Below are 16,021 nucleotides of genomic sequence, written 5' to 3' on the forward strand. Positions count from 1 at the left end.
ACGGTCCCCGGGCTCAGATGTTGCGGAAGCGGTTGATGGCGTCGATGTGCTGGGCCCGGAGCTCGTGGTCGCGGACGCCGAGGCCCTCCTCGGGGGCGAGCGCGAGGACGCCGACCTTGCCCTGGTGCAGGTTGCGGTGGACGTCGTAGGCGGCCTGGCCGGTCTCCTCCAGGGTGTACGTCTTCGACAGGGTGGGGTGGATCTTGCCCTTGGCGATCAGGCGGTTGGCCTCCCACGCCTCGCGGTAGTTGGCGAAGTGCGAGCCGATGATCCGCTTCAGCGACATCCACAGGTAGCGGTTGTCGTACTGGTGCATGTAGCCCGAGGTGGAGGCGCAGGTGGTGATGGTGCCGCCCTTGCGGGTGACGTAGACCGAGGCGCCGAAGGTCTCGCGGCCGGGGTGCTCGAAGACGATGTCGATGTCCTCGCCGCCGGTCAGCTCGCGGATCTTGGAGCCGAAGCGCTTCCACTCCCGCGGGTCCTGGGTGTTCTCGTCCTTCCAGAACCTGTAGCCCTCGGCGTTGCGGTCGATGACCGCCTCGGCGCCCATGGCCCGGCAGATGTCGGCCTTCTCCGGGGAGGAGACGACGCAGATCGGGTTGGCACCGCCGGCCAGGGCGAACTGGGTGGCGTAGGAGCCGAGTCCGCCGGAGGCGCCCCAGATGAGGACGTTGTCGCCCTGCTTCATGCCGGCGCCGTTGCGGGAGACCAGCTGGCGGTAGGCGGTGGAGTTCACCAGGCCGGGGGCGGCGGCCTCCTCCCAGCTGAGGTGCTTCGGCTTCGGCATCAGCTGGTTGGACTTGACGAGCGCGATCTCTGCCAGGCCGCCGAAGTTGGTCTCGAAGCCCCAGATCCGCTGCTCGGGGTCGAGCATGGTGTCGTTGTGGCCGTCGGACGACTCCAGCTCGACCGACAGACAGTGCGCGACGACCTCGTCGCCCGGGTTCCAGGCGTTGACGCCGGGGCCGGTGCGCAGCACGACGCCGGCGAGGTCGGAGCCGATGACGTGGTACGGCAGGTCGTGGCGCTTGGTGAGCTCGGAGAGGCGTCCGTACCGCTCCAGGAAGCCGAAGGTCGAGACGGGCTCGAAGATCGAGGTCCAGACCGAGTTGTAGTTGACGGAGCTGGCCATGACGGCGACGAGCGCCTCGCCCGGGCCGAGCTCGGGGACCGGGACCTGGTCGAGGTGGAGCGACTTGCGGGGGTCCTTGTCGCGGCTGGCGACTCCGGCGAACATCTCGGCCTCGTCCTTGTGGACGGTGACGGCCCGGTACGACTCGGGGAGCCTGATGTTGGCGAAGTCGGCGGAAGTGGAGTCCGGCGACTGGATCGCGTCCAGGATTTCCTTCACGGTGTGCCTCCGGCGGAGAGCGTCCGGGAGCGGACGCCTGAGGGATACGTCGGGAAGTGCTGCTGCTGTGGAGGTGTGCCGTCGGTTCGGCTCGGGTGGTGCGGTGGCGGCGCCGATGGTGGGGCGCGAGGGTGCCTGTGACGCAGGCGTCCGGGCGCGCGGCCGTAGGGCTGCGGGGACAGCCGGAACACGGTCTTTCGCTGTGCTCCGGCCGCCCGGACACCCTCAACGTATGGCACGCCGTGTCACGTGGCAAGGCACTCGGTGCCAACAATTTCTCTCAGATGCGAAAAGGCACTCACGGATGAGCGATGATCGATCGAAATGGCCCCTGAGCTGGGAGAACGCGACGAGGGCCGCCCCCGGGAAACCGGGGACGGCCCTCGTGTCGGACCTTCGAAGGTGCGGGAGAAGTGCCGCTCAGCCCTTCGTGAGTGCCTGCTGGATGGTCCGCATCACCTCGTCCAGCGGAGCGTCCGTACGGGCCACCGCGACCACCACGTCACCCGAGGCGGCGACCCGGGCCGGCGGCGCCTCCTGCGGGGCCCGGTCGGCCTGCTGGGGGGAGGGGGCCGGGCGCCCCGCGCCTATGCCCGTCCCGAAGGTCTCCCGGACGATCGCGAAGGCGTGGTCGAGCTGGCCCTCCACGTCGCCCTGGCCGCCCGCCCGCAGCCAGCGCCGCAGCACGTGGTTGTGGGCGGTGACCACCGCCGAGGCCGCCACCTCGGCGAGCAGCGGGTCGTCGTTGCCGTCGTGGTGGTCCCGCTCGTCGAAGTGGCCCAGCAGATAGCGGGTGAAGAGCCGCTCGTAGCGGGCCACCGAGGCGATCTCGCGCTCCCGCAGCGTCGGCACCTCACGGGTCAGCCGGTACCGCGCCACGGAGATGGCGGGGGAGCCCGCGTACATCTTCATGACCTCCTTGATGCCCCGGCACACGGTGTCGAGCGGGTGCTCGTGCGGCGGGGCCGCGTTCAGCACCGCCTCCGCCCGCACCAGCGTGTCGTCGTGGTCCGGGAAGATCGCCTCCTCCTTGGACCGGAAGTGGCGGAAGAAGGTCCGCCGGGCCACCCCGGCCGCCGCCGCGATCTCGTCGACCGTGGTGGCCTCGTACCCCTTCGTCGCGAAGAGCTCCATCGCGGCGGCCGCCAGCTCCCGCCGCATCTTCAGCCGCTGCGCGGCGGCACGGGTCCCCGCCGCGCTCTCCTGAGCGTCGGACGGGGAGGTGGCACGGGGTGTCTTCACGGCCTTGGGCATGACCCGAACGTACTGCATCCGTGCAGGAGGACGCGCCCGCGGGGGCGGGCCGCCGGAAGGCTCCAGCAGCCCGCCCCACGCCTGTGCCGGATCGGTGGGCTCAGCGCCGGGCATATTCGCGGAAGCCGCGCCCCGTCTTGCGGCCGAGGCAGCCGGCCGCCACCAGGTGCTCCAGGAGCGGCGCCGGGGCCAGGCCCGGGTCGCGGAACTCGCGGTGCAGCACCTTCTCGATCGCCAGCGAGACGTCCAGACCGACCACGTCGAGCAGCTCGAACGGGCCCATCGGGTAGCCGCCGCCCAGCTTCATCGCCGTGTCGATGTCGTCCAGCGTCGCGTAGTGCTCCTGGACCATCTTGACCGCGTTGTTCAGGTACGGGAACAGCAGCGCGTTCACGATGAAGCCGGCCCGGTCGCCGCAGTCCACGCCGTGCTTGCGGATCTTCGCGGTGACCTCGCGGACGGTGGCGTGCACCTCGTCGGCGGTCAGCACCGTCCGGACGATCTCGACCAGCTTCATCGCCGGCGCCGGGTTGAAGAAGTGCATCCCGATGACGTCCTGCGGGCGGCTCGTCGCCTTCGCGCAGGCGACGACCGGCAGCGAGGAGGTCGTGGTGGCGAGCACCGCGCCCGGCTTGCAGATCTTGTCCAGGCGGGCGAAGAGCTCCTGCTTGATCCCCAGGTCCTCGGCGACCGCCTCGACCGCCAGGTCGACGTCGGCGAAGGCGTCCAGCGAACCGGCCGGGGTGATCCGGGCCAGCGTCTCGTCGCGGGCCTCGCCGGTCAGCCGGCCCTTCTCCACCGAGCGGGCCAGCGACCTGGCGATGTACGCCTTGGCCGCGTCCGCCTTCTCCTGCGAGCGGGCGGCGAGGACGACGTCGTACCCGGCCTTGGCGAAGACCTCGGCGATGCCGGAGGCCATCGTGCCCGAGCCGGCCACGCCCACCGCGCGCACCTCGCGGCCCGCGCCGCCGGTGCCGGACGCCGCGGGCGTCTGCCCGTCGGCGACCTTCTCGGCCGAGCCCGGCGCCGCGTAGGTGTAGAAGCCGCGGCCCGCCTTGCGGCCGGTCAGACCGGCCTCGGAGAGCTGCTTCAGGATCGGGGCGGGGGCGTGCAGCCGGTCGTGCGACGCCTGGTACATGGCGTCGAGGACGGTACGGGCGGTGTCGATGCCGACCAGGTCGAGCAGCTCCAGCGGGCCCATCGGCAGGCCGCAGCCCAGCTTCATCGCCGCGTCGATGTCCTCGCGGGAGGCGTAGCGGGCCTCGTACATGGCCGCCGCCTGGTTCAGGTAGCCGAAGAGCAGGCCGTCCGCGACGAAACCGGCCCGGTCGCCGACCGCCACCGGCTCCTTGCCGAGGTCCTCGGCCAGCCGGGTGACCGCGTCCACCGCCCGCGGGTCGGTCAGCACCGAGGAGACCACCTCGACCAGCTTCATCGCCTGGACCGGCGCGAAGAAGTGCAGGCCGAGGACGCGCTCCGGGTGCGCCGAGTCGGCGGCGAGCCGGGTCACCGAGAGGGCGTTGGTGCCGGTGGCGAGGATGGCGTCCGGCCGGACGATCCCGTCGAGCGCCCGGAACACCTCCTGCTTGGTCTCGTACGCCTCCGGGACCACCTCGATGACGAGGTCGGCCGCGGCGGCGGCCTGGAGGTCCGAGTAGACGCGGAAGCGCGCCAGCGCGTCCTGCCGCTCGTCCTCGGTGATGCGCTCACGGGCCACCGCGCGGGCGGTGGACGCCTCCAGGGCGGCGACGGCCCGGGCGGCCGCGGACTCGCTGATGTCGATGCCGACGACCTCGCGGCCGGCCCGGACGAGGACGTCGGCGATGCCGGTGCCCATGGTGCCGAGGCCGACGACGGCGATGGTGGAGAGAGGGGTGTCCATCAGGGGACTCCTGGGAGGAAGAGTGACGACTGAGGGCGGTGCGCGCGCGGAGGGAGAAGTGGCGCGGAAATACCCGGAGCGCGGCCGGCCGCACGGAGGCGGCGCCGCGGTGTGACGGGATGCGGCCCCGCCGCACGGCGGCGAAGGCCAGGAGAAAAGGAGGACGAGGGCTCTGTCCCGGAGCCACGTCGAGAACTGCCGAACCGACCAGCGCTCACCACGGCTGCGTCACCAGGCCGCGGCGAGAAGTGCGGGGGTTCCCCGCTCACTTGAGATTAACCGGCCGGTAACGAGCACGCCAGTCCTGGGAAGTCGGGAAAATGTGATGTGGATCGCGGATAGCCTCGGATTCATGGAAAACTCCGAGGGATTCTCCCGGGATCCCGAATTCTGCTCGATGATCGATCGATTGCGGGACGAGATCGAGAACGAAGAAGGAACCGTTCCCGGCGCATTCGAGGAACTCGCCCGCACCGGAGATCCCGAGGAACTCCACGCCCGGCTCACCGCCCCCGGACAGCCGCTCTGGGCGCGCGAGATCGCCGCCTACCGGCTCGGCACGGCCGGCGACCCCCGCGCCTTCGAGGCCCTCGTCCTCCTCCTCAACCACCGGGACCCCGAGCGCTGCGTCACCGCCGCCCACGCCCTCCTCCGGCTCGGCGACCCGCGCACCGCCCGGGCCGCCGCCGCCCTCGCCACCAACGAACTCCGGGTCGCCTACGCCCTCCTGGCGGTACGGCTGCTCGCCGACCTGCGCGCCCCGGAGTCCGTCCCGGCCCTCGTCACCGTCCTGGAGCGCCGGCTCGCCGCCGGCGACCCGCACTGGCGGGTCGGCCTGGCCTGTGTCGAGGGTCTCGGCGCCCTGGGCGACCCGCTCGCCCGGGACGTCCTGGAGGCCGCCCTGCCGCACCCCCGCCTAGGCCGCGCCGCCGAGCGCTCGCTGGCCCTGCTGGGCGGCCCCGCGGTGTGACCGGGCGCGGCCCCGGGCCGTCGCGAGGACCCCGGCGAGCCCGACCAGCACCGGCGGCAGCGCCGCCAGCGCGAAGCAGACGGCCAGCGGAAGCCGGCCCACCAGCAGCCCCGCGCCGGCGGTGGCCGCCGTGTTGCCCGCGTTGAAGGCCGTGTTGACCCAGGCGCCGGCCCGGGTACGCCGCTCCGCCGCGACGGCCTCGTCGGCCAGCAGGTACGCGGTCGTGAGCGCCGGCGCCACGCACAGCCCGCCCAGCGCGACCCCGGCGACCAGGACGTACGGATGCGGGGCGAGCCCCGTCGCGCCCAGCACCGCGCCGAGCGCGAGCCCCAGGACCGCGAGCCGGGTGGCGAGGGAGCCGCGCCACGGCACGGCGCCGAACAGCAGCCCGCCGACCGCGCTGCCCGCGGAGAGCGCCGCCATCGCCCACGGCATCAGACCGGGCCGCCCGGCCGCGTCGGTGAACGCCACCACCAGCAGCTCCACCGCGCCCAGGCAGAGCCCCAGGGCGGCCGACCCGGCCACCGCCCTCCCGAGACCGCGCAGGGACCGGCCGCCCGCGGCCGGCGCCGCGGCGGGGGCCGCCGCCGCGCCCGGGACGGACCTGGTCAGCGGCGAGGCGGCGAAGAGCAGACCGCCCGTCAGGATCAGGGCCGCGCCCAGCGCGAGCCCCGCTGCCGGCGCCGCCGCCAGCAGCACCAGACCCACCAGCAGCGGGCCCGTGACGAAGAGCAGTTCCTCCGCGACCGTGTCCAGGCTGTACGCCCGCCGCAGCAGGTCCCGGTCGGCGAGCAGCCGGCTCCACAGCGCCCGCATCACCGGCCCCAGCGGCGGCGTCGCCGTGCCCGCCGCGGCCGACAGGGCCACCAGGACGGCGCCCGGCGTGCCGGGCCGGGCGCAGACCACGGCGAGGGCGGTGAGCAGCGCCCCGTACCCGAGGACCAGCGGCGGGAGGGCGCGGCCGGGGCCGTACCGGTCGACGAGGGAGGCCCGGGCCGGGGACAGGGCGACGGAGGTGAGCCCGAAGGCGGCGAGCGCGGTGCCGGCCGTGGCGTACGAGCCGGTCGCCGCCTTCACGGAGAGCAGCAGGGAGAGCGGGGCCGTCGCGTAGGAGAGCCGGCCGAGCAGGGCGGCGCCGAAGGTCCGGCGCGCGTGCGGGGCCCGCAGGACCGCCGCGTACGAAGGGGCGGGGGCAGGCGTCGGTGCAGGGGGTGACACGGACATGGTGGTGTTCCTCGGAAGAGGGCGCGCGTCACCGATCGGGGGAGCGCGCCGGGCGTGCGGGGACGACGGGACGCCGTACCGGGGACGCACCCTGGGCACGGGCGTCGGAACGCCGACTCCTACGCACGGAAGAGGAACACGCGCGTCACCGTATCAGCCGCAGCTCCGGCTGCCCGTCCTGCGGGCGCTGCTCCGGGACCAGCGCGAACGCCTCGACCTCCATGAGCAGTTCGGGGCGCGTCAGCGCGTCCACCTGCACCGCCGAGCTCGCGGGCAGCGGCAGCCCGGCGAAGGCCGCGTCCCGCGCGTCCCGCAGGGCCGGGAGGTGGGCCACGTCGGTGAGGAAGTACGTCAGCTTCACCACGTCCCCGAAGTCCGCGCCGGCGGCGGCCAGGCAGCGCTCCAGGTTCGCGAAGACCTGCCGGGCCTGCGCGGCCGGGTCGCCCGCGCCCACCACGGCCCCCGCGGCGTCGAGCGCGATCTGTCCGGAGATCGCGACGAACCGGCCCGTGCCCCAGACGACGTGGCTGTACTGGGGGCTGGGCGCGACGCCCTCGGGAGCGGCGACGTGGGTCAGGTGGCTGGTCATGCCCCACATCCTCGCGCACGCCACTGACAACGCCCGCGCCCAGGAGCGGGCGCGGGCGTCAGAAGTGACGAGGACCACAGGTCAGCGCACGTGCCCCAGGAGGCCGTGCAGGGTCGTCCCGGACCGCGGGACCCAGCCCGACGCCCTCTTGACGGCGGCCTTCCCGGTGGCGGACTTCTCCGTGACGGACGCGTCCGTGGCCTGCTTCCCGGCCGTCTTCTTCTTCGAGGGGGCCGGGTCGGGCTTCGGCGCGGGGAGGGCGGCGCACACGGCGTCCACCTCGGCGCCGCCCTCGGCGCGCGGCACGGTGCCGGTGGCGAGGTAGGTGCTCAGGTGCTCGTCGAGGCAGTCGTTGCCGGCCAGCGTGACGCCGTGGTTCCCGCCGCCCTCCTCGACGACCAGGCTGGAGCCGCGGATCATCCGGTGCAGGGCGAGCCCGCCCTCGTACGGGGTGGCGGCGTCGTCGGTGGCCTGGAGGATGAGCACCGGCGGCAGCTGGTCGTTGCTGACGTCCGGCGGGGTGAGCGGCTCGACCGGCCAGAAGGCGCAGGGCGCGTTGTACCAGGCGTTGTTCCAGGTGGAGAAGGGCGCCTTGGCGTGGACCTCCCAGTTGTCCTTCCGCCAGACGTTCCAGTCCTTGGGCCAGGCGGCGTCCCGGCACTGGACGGCGGTGTAGACGGAGTAGCCGTTGTCGGCGGCGGAGTCGGCCTCCCCGTACCGCTCGTAGGCGGCCGTGAGCGGGGCCGGGTCCCGGTCGTTCACGTACGCCGAGAAGGCGCTCGCCAGCTTCGGCCAGTAGCCGTCGTAGTAGCCGCCGGGCAGGAAGGTGTCCTCCAGCTCGCCGGGGCCGACCTTGCCGCCCGCCGGGGAGTCGCGCAGCTCCTCGCGCATCCGGTACCAGGCGGCCTCGACGGCGGCCGGGTCGTCGCCCAGGCCGTACGCGGCGTCGTGCTTCGCCACCCAGGCCATGAAGGCCTTGTGGCGGGTGTCGAAGGCGTAGTCCTGCGCGATGTTGTCCTCGTACCAGACGCCGTTCGGGTTGACGACGGAGTCGAGCGCCATGCGCCCCACCCGCTCCGGGTACAGCCGGGCGTAGACCGCGCCCAGGTAGGTGCCGTACGAGTAGCCGAGGTAGTGCAGCCGTTCGGCGCCGAGCGCCTTCCGGATGAGGTCCAGGTCGCGGGCGGTGGAGACGGTGTCGATGTACGGGAGGACGTCGGCGTGCTTCTTGCCGCAGGCGGCGGCGAACGCCTGGGCGCGCTCCAGGGCGTTGCGTTCGGCGGCGGTGCCGCGCGGCACCGAGTCGGGGCGGACCGGGTCGAAGTGGCCGGGCCGGCAGTCGAGCGCGGGCTCGCTCTCGCCGACGCCGCGCGGGTCGAAGCCGATGACGTCGTAGCGGGCGGCGACCTCGGCGGGCAGCGAGGCGGCGACGTAGCCGGCCATGGAGCGTCCGCTGCCGCCCGGTCCGCCGGGGTTGACCAGGAGGGGCCCCTCGGAGGTCTCGGCGGTGTGCGGGACGCGGGTCAGCGCGAGCGTGATGCTCCGGCCGGCGGGGTCGTGGTGGACCAGCGGCACCTTCAGGGTGGCGCACTGGAGCCGCGGGTACGCCTTCGTGGCGCAGCCGGTCCAGGAGAGGGAGGGGAGGGGGCGGGGGGCCGGGTCACCGGTGCCCGCGGCGGACGCGGGCAGGACGGTGACGGTCCCGGCGACCAGCGCCCCAGCGGCGATCAGCATTCCTGCGCGGGTGGTCATGGAGCGTGGAGTGCCCCGCGTGGCGCGGGACACGACCTGTTCCGCCGGTAATCGACCCGAACGGGGGGTGCGATGACGGCGTGTCAGGTGACCTCGCGGCGTGTCGGCGGGGTCAGAGCAGGGTGAGCTGTTCCGGGTCGCCGGTCGGCGGGGCGGGGGCCGGGCGCGGGAGGCGCCGGGGGGTCTCCCGGCGGGCCGGGCCGATGCCGAACTCGGCGGCCAGTTCGTGGACCTGGCGGGTGATCCGGCGCTGGTACCAGGTGGGCGCGTAGGCCCCGTCGGCGTACATCCGCTCGTACCGGCCGACCAGCCGGGGGTGGTGGCGGGCGAGCCAGCTCATGAACCACTCGCGGGCGCCGGGGCGCAGATGGAGGACGAGCGGGGTGACGGAGACGGCGCCGGCCTCGGCGATGGCGCGGACGGTGGCGCGCAGCTGCTCGGGGGAGTCGCCGAGGAAGGGGACGACGGGGGCCATGAGGACGCCGCAGCCGATGCCGTGCTCGCCGAGGGCGCGGACCACGTCGAGGCGGCGGTGCGGGGAGGGCGTGCCGGGCTCGATGGTGCGCCACAGCTCCTCGTCGGTGAAGCCGACCGAGACGGAGACGCCGACCTCGGTGACCTCGGCGGCCTGGGTGAGCAGCTCCAGGTCGCGCAGGATCAGGGTGCCCTTGGTGAGGATGGAGAAGGGGTTGGCCCGGTCGCGCAGCGCGGTGAGGATGCCGGGCATGAGCCGGTACCGGCCCTCGGCCCGCTGGTAGCAGTCGACGTTGGTGCCCATGGCGATGTGGGCGCCCTGCCAGCGGCGGGAGGCGAGCTGCCGGGTGAGCAGCTCGGCGGCGTTGACCTTGACCACGATCTGGGAGTCGAAGCCGAGGCCGGTGTCCAGGTCGAGGTAGCTGTGGGTCTTGCGCGCGAAACAGTAGACGCACGCGTACCGACACGGAGAGCTCGGTATGCTCCTCCCCCTACTCAAGTAAACCGAGGGGGCCCGACCATGACGAGGTTTCAGCGGGGCGCCACGTACGCCCGCCTGTCGAAGGCAGACGACGAAGACGGGGTCATCCGCCAGGCTGAAGACACGGATGCCCTCGCGCTCGCCCGGGGCATCCCCGTCCAGGGGAGGCGGTACGTCGACAACGACATCTCCGCGACGAAGGGCAAGCACCGCCCCGATTACGAACGGCTCCTGACCTCCGTGCGCGCCGGCGAGGTCGACGTGGTCATCGTGTACATGCTCGGGCGGTTGTGGCGGAACCGCCGGGAGCGTGCCGAGGGCATCGAACTGTTCCGCGAACACGGGGTGTCGATCCTCACCGTCAAGGGCCCGGAGCTGGACCTCACCACGGCGGCCGGCCGACTCCTCGCGGGGCTCCTAGGGGAGGTCGACACGTTCGAAGTTGACCAGCTCAGCGAGCGCGAGAAACGGGAGGCCCTTCAGCGCATCACCCGGGGTGACCCGCCGAGCGGACACCGTTGTTTCGGGTACAGCCTCTCGGGCTGGGAGGTCGTTACTGCTGAAGCGGCCGAGGTGCGCGCCGCGTTCGACGCGTTGTTGGCCGGGGCCAGCCTCTCCGGGATCGCCCGGGACCTGAACGAACGGGGCGTCCTGAACCGCAACGGGAGGCCGTGGCGGCACAACGCGGTCCGGGTCATGCTCCTGAACGAGCGCTACGCCGGGCTGCGGGGGTACGAAGGTGCGATGTATCAAGGCCGGTGGCCGGCCCTGGTGTCGGAAGACACCTGGCGCGCCGCCCGGCACATCCTCACGGACGAAGACCGGACCACCTCTCCCGGGAACGCCCGGGTGCACCTCCTCTCCTCGGTCGCCCTGTGCGGTATCTGCGACGACGGGAAGACCACGGTCACCTCGGGGTCACGCCTCATGACCAAGGGGAAGTCCGGCACGGTGTCGGTTTACCAGTGCAAGGAGCGGGGCAAGCACCTCGCCCGGACCTCCGCGCCCATCGACCTCCTGGTGGAGGAGTACGTCATAGCCCGGTTGAGCCGGCCGGACGCGGCCCTCCTCTTCGTGGATGAGGAGGCGCCCGACGCGGGGGAGCTGCGGAGTCAGGCCGTGGCGCTGCGGGGGCGCCTGAAGGCCCTGGCCGCCGAGTTCGCGGACGACGATGAGGGCGACGTGATGGAGTTCCGCCTGGCCGTAAGGCGTCTGCGCGAGCGCCTGGCGGACGTTGAAAGCCGCATGACCCACCCGCAGCGTGCCCGCGTCCTGGGCCCTCTCGTAGGCGCCCAGGACGTCCGGGCGGCCTGGAGGGGGCTCTCTCTCGACAGGCGTCGGGCGGTGGTGGAGTTGCTGGCGGAGGTCACCATCCTGAAGGGCAAGCCGGGGCGCGCCCCGTGGGATCCCGAGACGGTACGGATCGTGCCCCGCGTCTGACCTCGCCCTGACCCGAGACGGCGAAGAGCCCCCACGGCCGACTTTCCGTGGGGGCTCCTCTCGTTCACCCGCGAGCCAGGACTGGAGATGGGCCCTTGCTCGCGGGGGCCTGTGTCAGCCGACGGTGACGCCCTCCTCCGCCCCGTTCGCGGCCAGCCACGCGTCCGCGACGGTGACGAACTCCGCCCGGTCGTGGCGCTCCAGGGCGTGCACCAGCGGCGCCACGGGGCTCTCGTCCACGACGTAGACCGAGCGCCAGGACCGGACACCGAGGGCCGCGAACTCCGCCGCACGGTCGTTCGTGCCCGCCCCGTACAGCGCCGGGCCGAGCTCGGGATCCTGGCCCTTCGCGGCCAGCGCCGAGCGGTAGGCGGAGGCGTGCGTGTTGTGCCGGTACCGCTCCCGCAGGGCGGCGGCGGAGCGCTGGTTCCCCTGGTCGAAGAAGAGCCCGCCGCCCGCGTAGATCTTCCGGACGAACGCCTCCACCGGGTCCTCCTCCACGCACCCGGCGGGCACCACGGGCGGGGCGTACCCGTGCCCCGGGGCGAGGGACGCGGGCACCGCCGGCGCCGCGTAGCGCGAGGCGAGCTCCTTCAGGTGGGCGAACACCTGGTCAGGGCGGGCGAAACGGCCCAGCCGCAGCTCCTCCGCGACCAGCGCGAGGAGGTCGGCGTCCGGACGCTCCACGGGCTTCAGGCTCGGCGGGACGACGCGGGAGCGGGGGGTCTTCGCGTAGGTCTTCGTCAGGGTGGTGCTCGCGGTCATCGGGCAGTCCTCCGGATCGGTGCGGTCACGCGGGCGGGGGTGGCGGTCCTGCGGGCGTTGGCCGCCGCCTTCGGTCCGGGCGTGGTCGCGGCAGGGATCGCCGTCCCCAGGACCCGCAGGGCGGCCACGGCGTTGGCGCGCACCGGGGAGCCGAACGGCCGGCGGGCGCGCTCCTTCAGCTCGGCCTCCACGGCGGCCACCGTGCCGTGCCTGCCGAACGCGGCGGCCAGCTCCCGCACTCCGGCGGAGGCACGGGGCTTGGCGGCCATGGCGAGGACGACGGGGCGCAGCATGGCCGCCTCCGTCGCGGCGGCCGAGGGGCGCACCCGGCGCTTCGTGGCGAGGGCGAGGGACGCGGGGTGCTGCGGCGCGAGGGCCGGGGCGGAGTGCTTCACGGGCACGGGGCGTGGCGGGTTCAGGCGGGCCATGGGTCAGTCCTTCCGGAAGGCGGGGAGGTGCCGGCGGAGCGCAGGACGCCCGGCGATGTAGGCGGAGAGGTCGGACTCCCGGACCCGGGTCGTCCCGGCCACCTTCACCGCCGTGAGCGCGCCGTCCCTGATGAGCCGGTAGGCCGTGGTCCGCCCGACATGCAGCCGGTCCGCCGCCTGCGCGAGGGTCAGGAGTCGGTCATCCATGCCAGGATTGTTCCAGGCGTACCAACCCGTGCGCGAACGTGCGGAGTTGACCACCTTTGTAACGAGGGGAGCCCGCCATGAAGGGACCCAGCCGCAGCCTGATAGCCAGGGCCGACCGCGTGGAGTGGGCACTGGCCCGGCGCGCCTCCGCGTCCGCCTCCGTGCCCGCGTCGGTGCGGCCGGCCGACCCGGAGTCCCTGGTCCTGGACGAGGCCGCGTCAGCCCAGGTCTACGAACTCGCCCACGCCCGCCGGTGCGTCCGTCTCCGGGGTGAGGACTGCGGGCGCTGCGACGCGGCGGAGGCCATCGGGGAGTACCCGGACGGTGCCGCGTGAGCGCCCCGGAGACTGCCTCAGAGGCTGACCGCAGCGTGGCCGACGCGGCCCTGACGGCGCTCGCCCTGGGCCGCCCCAGGAAGGACGTGGCCGCCCTCCTGCGGATGTCCGCGAACCACGTCCACGACTACGCCCGCGAGCACCAGGCGGAGATCATGGCGCGCCGGGCGGAGATCCTGGGCGGGCTCCACGGGCGGGTCCTGGACGCGGCAATGGAGGGCGCCGAACTCCTCCACCGGGCGGCCACGGCGGGGGACGTGCCCGCGTCCGAGCGGCTGACCCTGGCCCGCACCGGGGCCCTGGTCATCGACACCGTGCTGAAGCTGAAGGCGGGCACCGACACGGACGCCCGGCTGGCCGCACTGGAGGCCAGGTACCCGGCGCTGCGCTCGGCGGCCGGTATGCCTGAAATCGGTAGTTCTGAGGGGTCTGGGTGACCGCCCGACGCGTGGCGTCTCGGATGGCGTGACGCGGAAAGGGCCCGCACCCGGGTGACCGGGTGCGGGCCCTCCGCCGTGTGTACGACGTAACGGAGTCGCCATATCCGGTCTCTATCAGGGGTGTTACCGCCGGTATCCTCGGATACGATTCAGTATCCGACGTAACTCTGAGGCCCCTCCGGAGGCTCGAAAATGACAGAAGTGACGGCCCTCGCGACCGCCGCCGGCGCCCTCGCGGCCACCGAACCGGACGCGGCCGAGGAGTTCCTGGCGTCCCTGGACCGCGCCGCCGCCGAGCACGTCCAGGCGGAGCGCCCCGCCAAGACCCGCGCCTCCTTCGCCCGGGACTGGGCGGTGTGGACGGAGTTCCTGGACTGGCTCGCGCGTCAGCCGGCCTCCCGGGGAGTCCGCGTCCCCGACACGTCCGTCCGCTCGGGGACGCTGGTCACCTTCGTCAACTACCTGGACCAGGTCCGTCACGAAGCACCGAGCACCATGGGCCGCCGGATCACCGGGGTCACGGTGGAGGCGCGCGCCCGTGGCTGCACGGTGACGAAGACGGAGACGGGGCCCGCTCGGGAGATCGTGCGCAGGTGGATGCGGGACCCGGTCCGCACCGCCCGGGGGCGGGGGCAGGCACCGGCGCTGACGCTCCCGGGGCTGCGGGTCATGGTGACCGCCGAGCGGGGCGCCCAGGTGCCCCTCCGGGCCGTCCTGCGCGACCGGGCCATGGCGCTGGTCTCGTTCTACGCGGCCATGCGCTCGGCGGAGACGGCGGCGCTCCGGGTCACCGACGTGGCGGTGGACCGCTCGGGGAACCTGGTCGTGGCCGTGCCCGCCGTGAAGGGCGGGGAGGGCCGCGTGGTGGGCATCGAACGGATGAAGGATCCGGCGGTCTGCCCGGTGCGCGCGTGGCTCGCGTACGTCCAGGCGGCGGACATCACCGCAGGCCCCGCGTTCCGGGCGGTCACCCGGGGCGGGCGCCTGAAGGGCGAGGCGGCCATGAGCCCCGACTCCGTCTCGCGGGCGCTGGTCCGCATGGGCGAGGACGCGGGGCTGGAGCACCGGGTGACGGGGCACTCCCTGCGCTCGGGGTTCGTCACCGAGGGCCGGCGGGCCGGGGTCCCGGCGGAGAAACTGCGCGACCAGACCGGACACGCCGCGTCGTCCCCGGTGTTCTGGGTCTACGTCCGCCGGGGCGAACTGTTCGAGGAGTCCGTGACGGGCCGGATGGAGGCGTAACCCCCGCTGTCCGACCGCCGTGCGAGACTCGGCGATGTGCGGTGCCTCCCTGGTCAGGGGGCCCGAGAGGCCCCCTCCAGGGACGCGGAGGGGGCCTCTCGCCATTCCGGGGCGGACACGGCGCAGGCCCTCCCGGCATGGACGTGCGGGAGGGCCTGCGGGTCGCCACGGGGCGTGCCGGGCACCGGGGTCAGTCTGGCACCGCCGGCGCCCCGTGTCCGCCCCGTGGCATACGCCCGGTCCGCCCGGCGTTGACCAGGTGCGCCCCCATACCCATGGGACTGACCGAAGTGACCGAACACCGCACCGCCGCCGCCGAGCTCGGGGACTACCTGGACTCGTTCGAACTCCTCCAGCTCCGCTCCGCCGTGCCCGCCCTCCTGGACGAACTCCTCCAGGTGCCGGCGGGGGACGCGGGCGCCGGGCTCCTGGTCGCCCAGACCGCCCTCGCCGTCCGCCCCGCCGCGTCCGTCGCGGACGCCCTGAACGCCCTCTCGGAGGCCGTGGCGGAGGCCGGGCCACCCGAGCGCCACGGACCCGGCGCGAGGGCCGTGGCGGGGCTCCTGGGGCTCCTCGCGGCCCGCTCGGGCCGGGTGCCCGCCCAGCGCGCGCCGGTGTGGAGGTGCCGGGCGCACGCGGAGGACGGATGCCAGTCCTGCGACCGGGCCGACGCGGCCACCGGGGCGTAGCCAGGCTCGCGGCGCTGTACGCCCTCCTGCGGCCAGGGGAGCGCCCCGTGCGGCCCCGGAGCCACAGACGGGCCGCACGGCCGCGAGGGACCCCGTGGAGGGCGCGGACGACGACCGAACGGGGCGGGCACCCGGCGCCCCCTCGCTGCGCCGTTCGTCGCGGTGCAAGCCCACGGGGGCGGAGGCGCTGGGCGGGCGTCTGCGGCCCGTTCGCGGTCCTCGGCGACCGAGGGGCGCGCTCGGGCTGCGACCCCGGGAGGCGGGCGCGTGGGCGCTCCTGGACCGGGCTCGGGAGCGTGGCCGTCGGGGGCCTTGCCCCCGAGCCCCGCTCCCGAGCGCACTCCCGTGGCCGAGACGGTCGTGGTCGCTCCCACCGTGCGGCCACGCGAGCACCCTCGCCGTGTGGGGCCGGTACTCGCCGCCGTGGCGGACGTAGCCGACGCGGAGGCTGGCGGGCACCGCGTACGAAGTTCGTGTCCGAGACGGACGGCCGGGGGA

Annotated in this window: 16 protein-coding genes; 6 read left to right on the plus strand and 10 right to left on the minus strand. The window is 73.9% G+C overall.

Translation table 11 applies throughout. From position 1 onward, the window contains the following. Window positions 1-13 precede the first annotated feature (13 nt). From ccrA to ABFY03_RS29825, 3 genes are all read right to left on the minus strand, one after another. Complete coding sequence (gene ccrA, locus ABFY03_RS29815) at window positions 14-1,351, minus strand: crotonyl-CoA carboxylase/reductase (protein WP_346171247.1); 1,338 nt, start codon at window positions 1,349-1,351, stop codon at window positions 14-16. A 420-nt stretch (window positions 1,352-1,771) separates the two neighbouring features. Beyond that, window positions 1,772-2,605, minus strand: coding sequence for a TetR family transcriptional regulator (locus ABFY03_RS29820; RefSeq protein ID WP_346171248.1), 834 nt, complete (start codon window positions 2,603-2,605; stop codon window positions 1,772-1,774). Window positions 2,606-2,705: 100 nt separating this feature from the next. After that, a complete protein-coding gene (locus tag ABFY03_RS29825) occupies window positions 2,706-4,487 on the minus strand; it encodes a 3-hydroxyacyl-CoA dehydrogenase family protein (RefSeq protein ID WP_319013322.1) in 1,782 nt (593 codons plus the stop codon). Window positions 4,488-4,839: 352 nt separating this feature from the next. Between ABFY03_RS29825 and ABFY03_RS29830 the strand changes: the two genes are divergently transcribed. Next, a complete protein-coding gene (locus ABFY03_RS29830; protein ID WP_319013321.1) occupies window positions 4,840-5,457 on the plus strand; it encodes a HEAT repeat domain-containing protein in 618 nt (205 codons plus the stop codon). On the opposite strand, the gene ABFY03_RS29835 is transcribed toward ABFY03_RS29830, so the two are convergent. From ABFY03_RS29835 to ABFY03_RS29850, 4 genes are all read right to left on the minus strand, one after another. Next, window positions 5,404-6,681 carry an MFS transporter gene (locus ABFY03_RS29835; RefSeq protein WP_319013320.1) on the minus strand — a complete coding sequence of 426 codons (1,278 nt, stop codon included), beginning with the start codon at window positions 6,679-6,681 and terminating at the stop codon, window positions 5,404-5,406. The genes ABFY03_RS29830 and ABFY03_RS29835 overlap by 54 nt on opposite strands. 145 nt (window positions 6,682-6,826) lie before the next feature. Then, window positions 6,827-7,270 (minus strand): RidA family protein, encoded by a 444-nt coding sequence (locus tag ABFY03_RS29840; RefSeq protein WP_319013319.1) that lies wholly within the window; start codon window positions 7,268-7,270, stop codon window positions 6,827-6,829. Window positions 7,271-7,351: 81 nt separating this feature from the next. After that, window positions 7,352-9,022, minus strand: coding sequence for an alpha/beta hydrolase (locus ABFY03_RS29845; RefSeq protein WP_346171249.1), 1,671 nt, complete (start codon window positions 9,020-9,022; stop codon window positions 7,352-7,354). Between the two features lie 112 nt (window positions 9,023-9,134). Then, window positions 9,135-9,995 (minus strand): radical SAM protein, encoded by an 861-nt coding sequence (locus ABFY03_RS29850; RefSeq protein WP_346171250.1) that lies wholly within the window; start codon window positions 9,993-9,995, stop codon window positions 9,135-9,137. Between the two features lie 21 nt (window positions 9,996-10,016). On the opposite strand from ABFY03_RS29850, the gene ABFY03_RS29855 reads away from it, so the two are divergent. Further along, window positions 10,017-11,417, plus strand: a complete 1,401-nt coding sequence (locus tag ABFY03_RS29855; protein WP_346171251.1) for a recombinase family protein — start codon at window positions 10,017-10,019, stop codon at window positions 11,415-11,417. A gap of 114 nt (window positions 11,418-11,531) precedes the next feature. On the opposite strand, the gene ABFY03_RS29860 is transcribed toward ABFY03_RS29855, so the two are convergent. The 3 genes from ABFY03_RS29860 to ABFY03_RS29870 are packed head-to-tail and all read right to left on the minus strand — an operon-like array spanning window position 11,532 to window position 12,817. Continuing rightward, on the minus strand, window positions 11,532-12,182 hold the full coding sequence (locus ABFY03_RS29860) for a hypothetical protein (protein WP_346171252.1): 651 nt from the start codon (window positions 12,180-12,182) through the stop codon (window positions 11,532-11,534). Next, window positions 12,179-12,610, minus strand: coding sequence for a hypothetical protein (locus ABFY03_RS29865; RefSeq protein WP_346171253.1), 432 nt, complete (start codon window positions 12,608-12,610; stop codon window positions 12,179-12,181). Before ABFY03_RS29865 ends, ABFY03_RS29860 begins: the two co-directional genes overlap by 4 nt. Window positions 12,611-12,613: 3 nt before the next feature. Next, entirely contained in the window at window positions 12,614-12,817 is a 204-nt protein-coding gene (locus ABFY03_RS29870; protein WP_346171254.1) for a helix-turn-helix domain-containing protein, read from the minus strand. Window positions 12,818-12,894: 77 nt separating this feature from the next. Here ABFY03_RS29870 and ABFY03_RS29875 point away from each other — a divergent pair, with 77 nt between their 5' ends. The 4 genes from ABFY03_RS29875 to ABFY03_RS29890 all read left to right on the plus strand — a co-directional run bounded on the left by ABFY03_RS29875 (window position 12,895) and on the right by ABFY03_RS29890 (window position 15,523). Beyond that, window positions 12,895-13,152, plus strand: coding sequence for a hypothetical protein (locus ABFY03_RS29875; protein ID WP_346171255.1), 258 nt, complete (start codon window positions 12,895-12,897; stop codon window positions 13,150-13,152). 35 nt (window positions 13,153-13,187) lie between these two features. After that, on the plus strand, window positions 13,188-13,589 hold the full coding sequence (locus ABFY03_RS29880) for a hypothetical protein (protein ID WP_346171256.1): 402 nt from the start codon (window positions 13,188-13,190) through the stop codon (window positions 13,587-13,589). Between the two features lie 195 nt (window positions 13,590-13,784). Then, complete coding sequence (locus ABFY03_RS29885) at window positions 13,785-14,834, plus strand: tyrosine-type recombinase/integrase (protein WP_346171257.1); 1,050 nt, start codon at window positions 13,785-13,787, stop codon at window positions 14,832-14,834. Between the two features lie 275 nt (window positions 14,835-15,109). Continuing rightward, window positions 15,110-15,523, plus strand: a complete 414-nt coding sequence (locus tag ABFY03_RS29890) for a hypothetical protein (protein ID WP_346171258.1) — start codon at window positions 15,110-15,112, stop codon at window positions 15,521-15,523. Window positions 15,524-16,021: the final 498 nt, after the last annotated feature.

Origin of the sequence: Streptomyces roseofulvus (genome assembly GCF_039534915.1) — a bacterium.
In the GTDB taxonomy this organism is placed as follows: domain Bacteria; phylum Actinomycetota; class Actinomycetes; order Streptomycetales; family Streptomycetaceae; genus Streptomyces; species Streptomyces roseofulvus.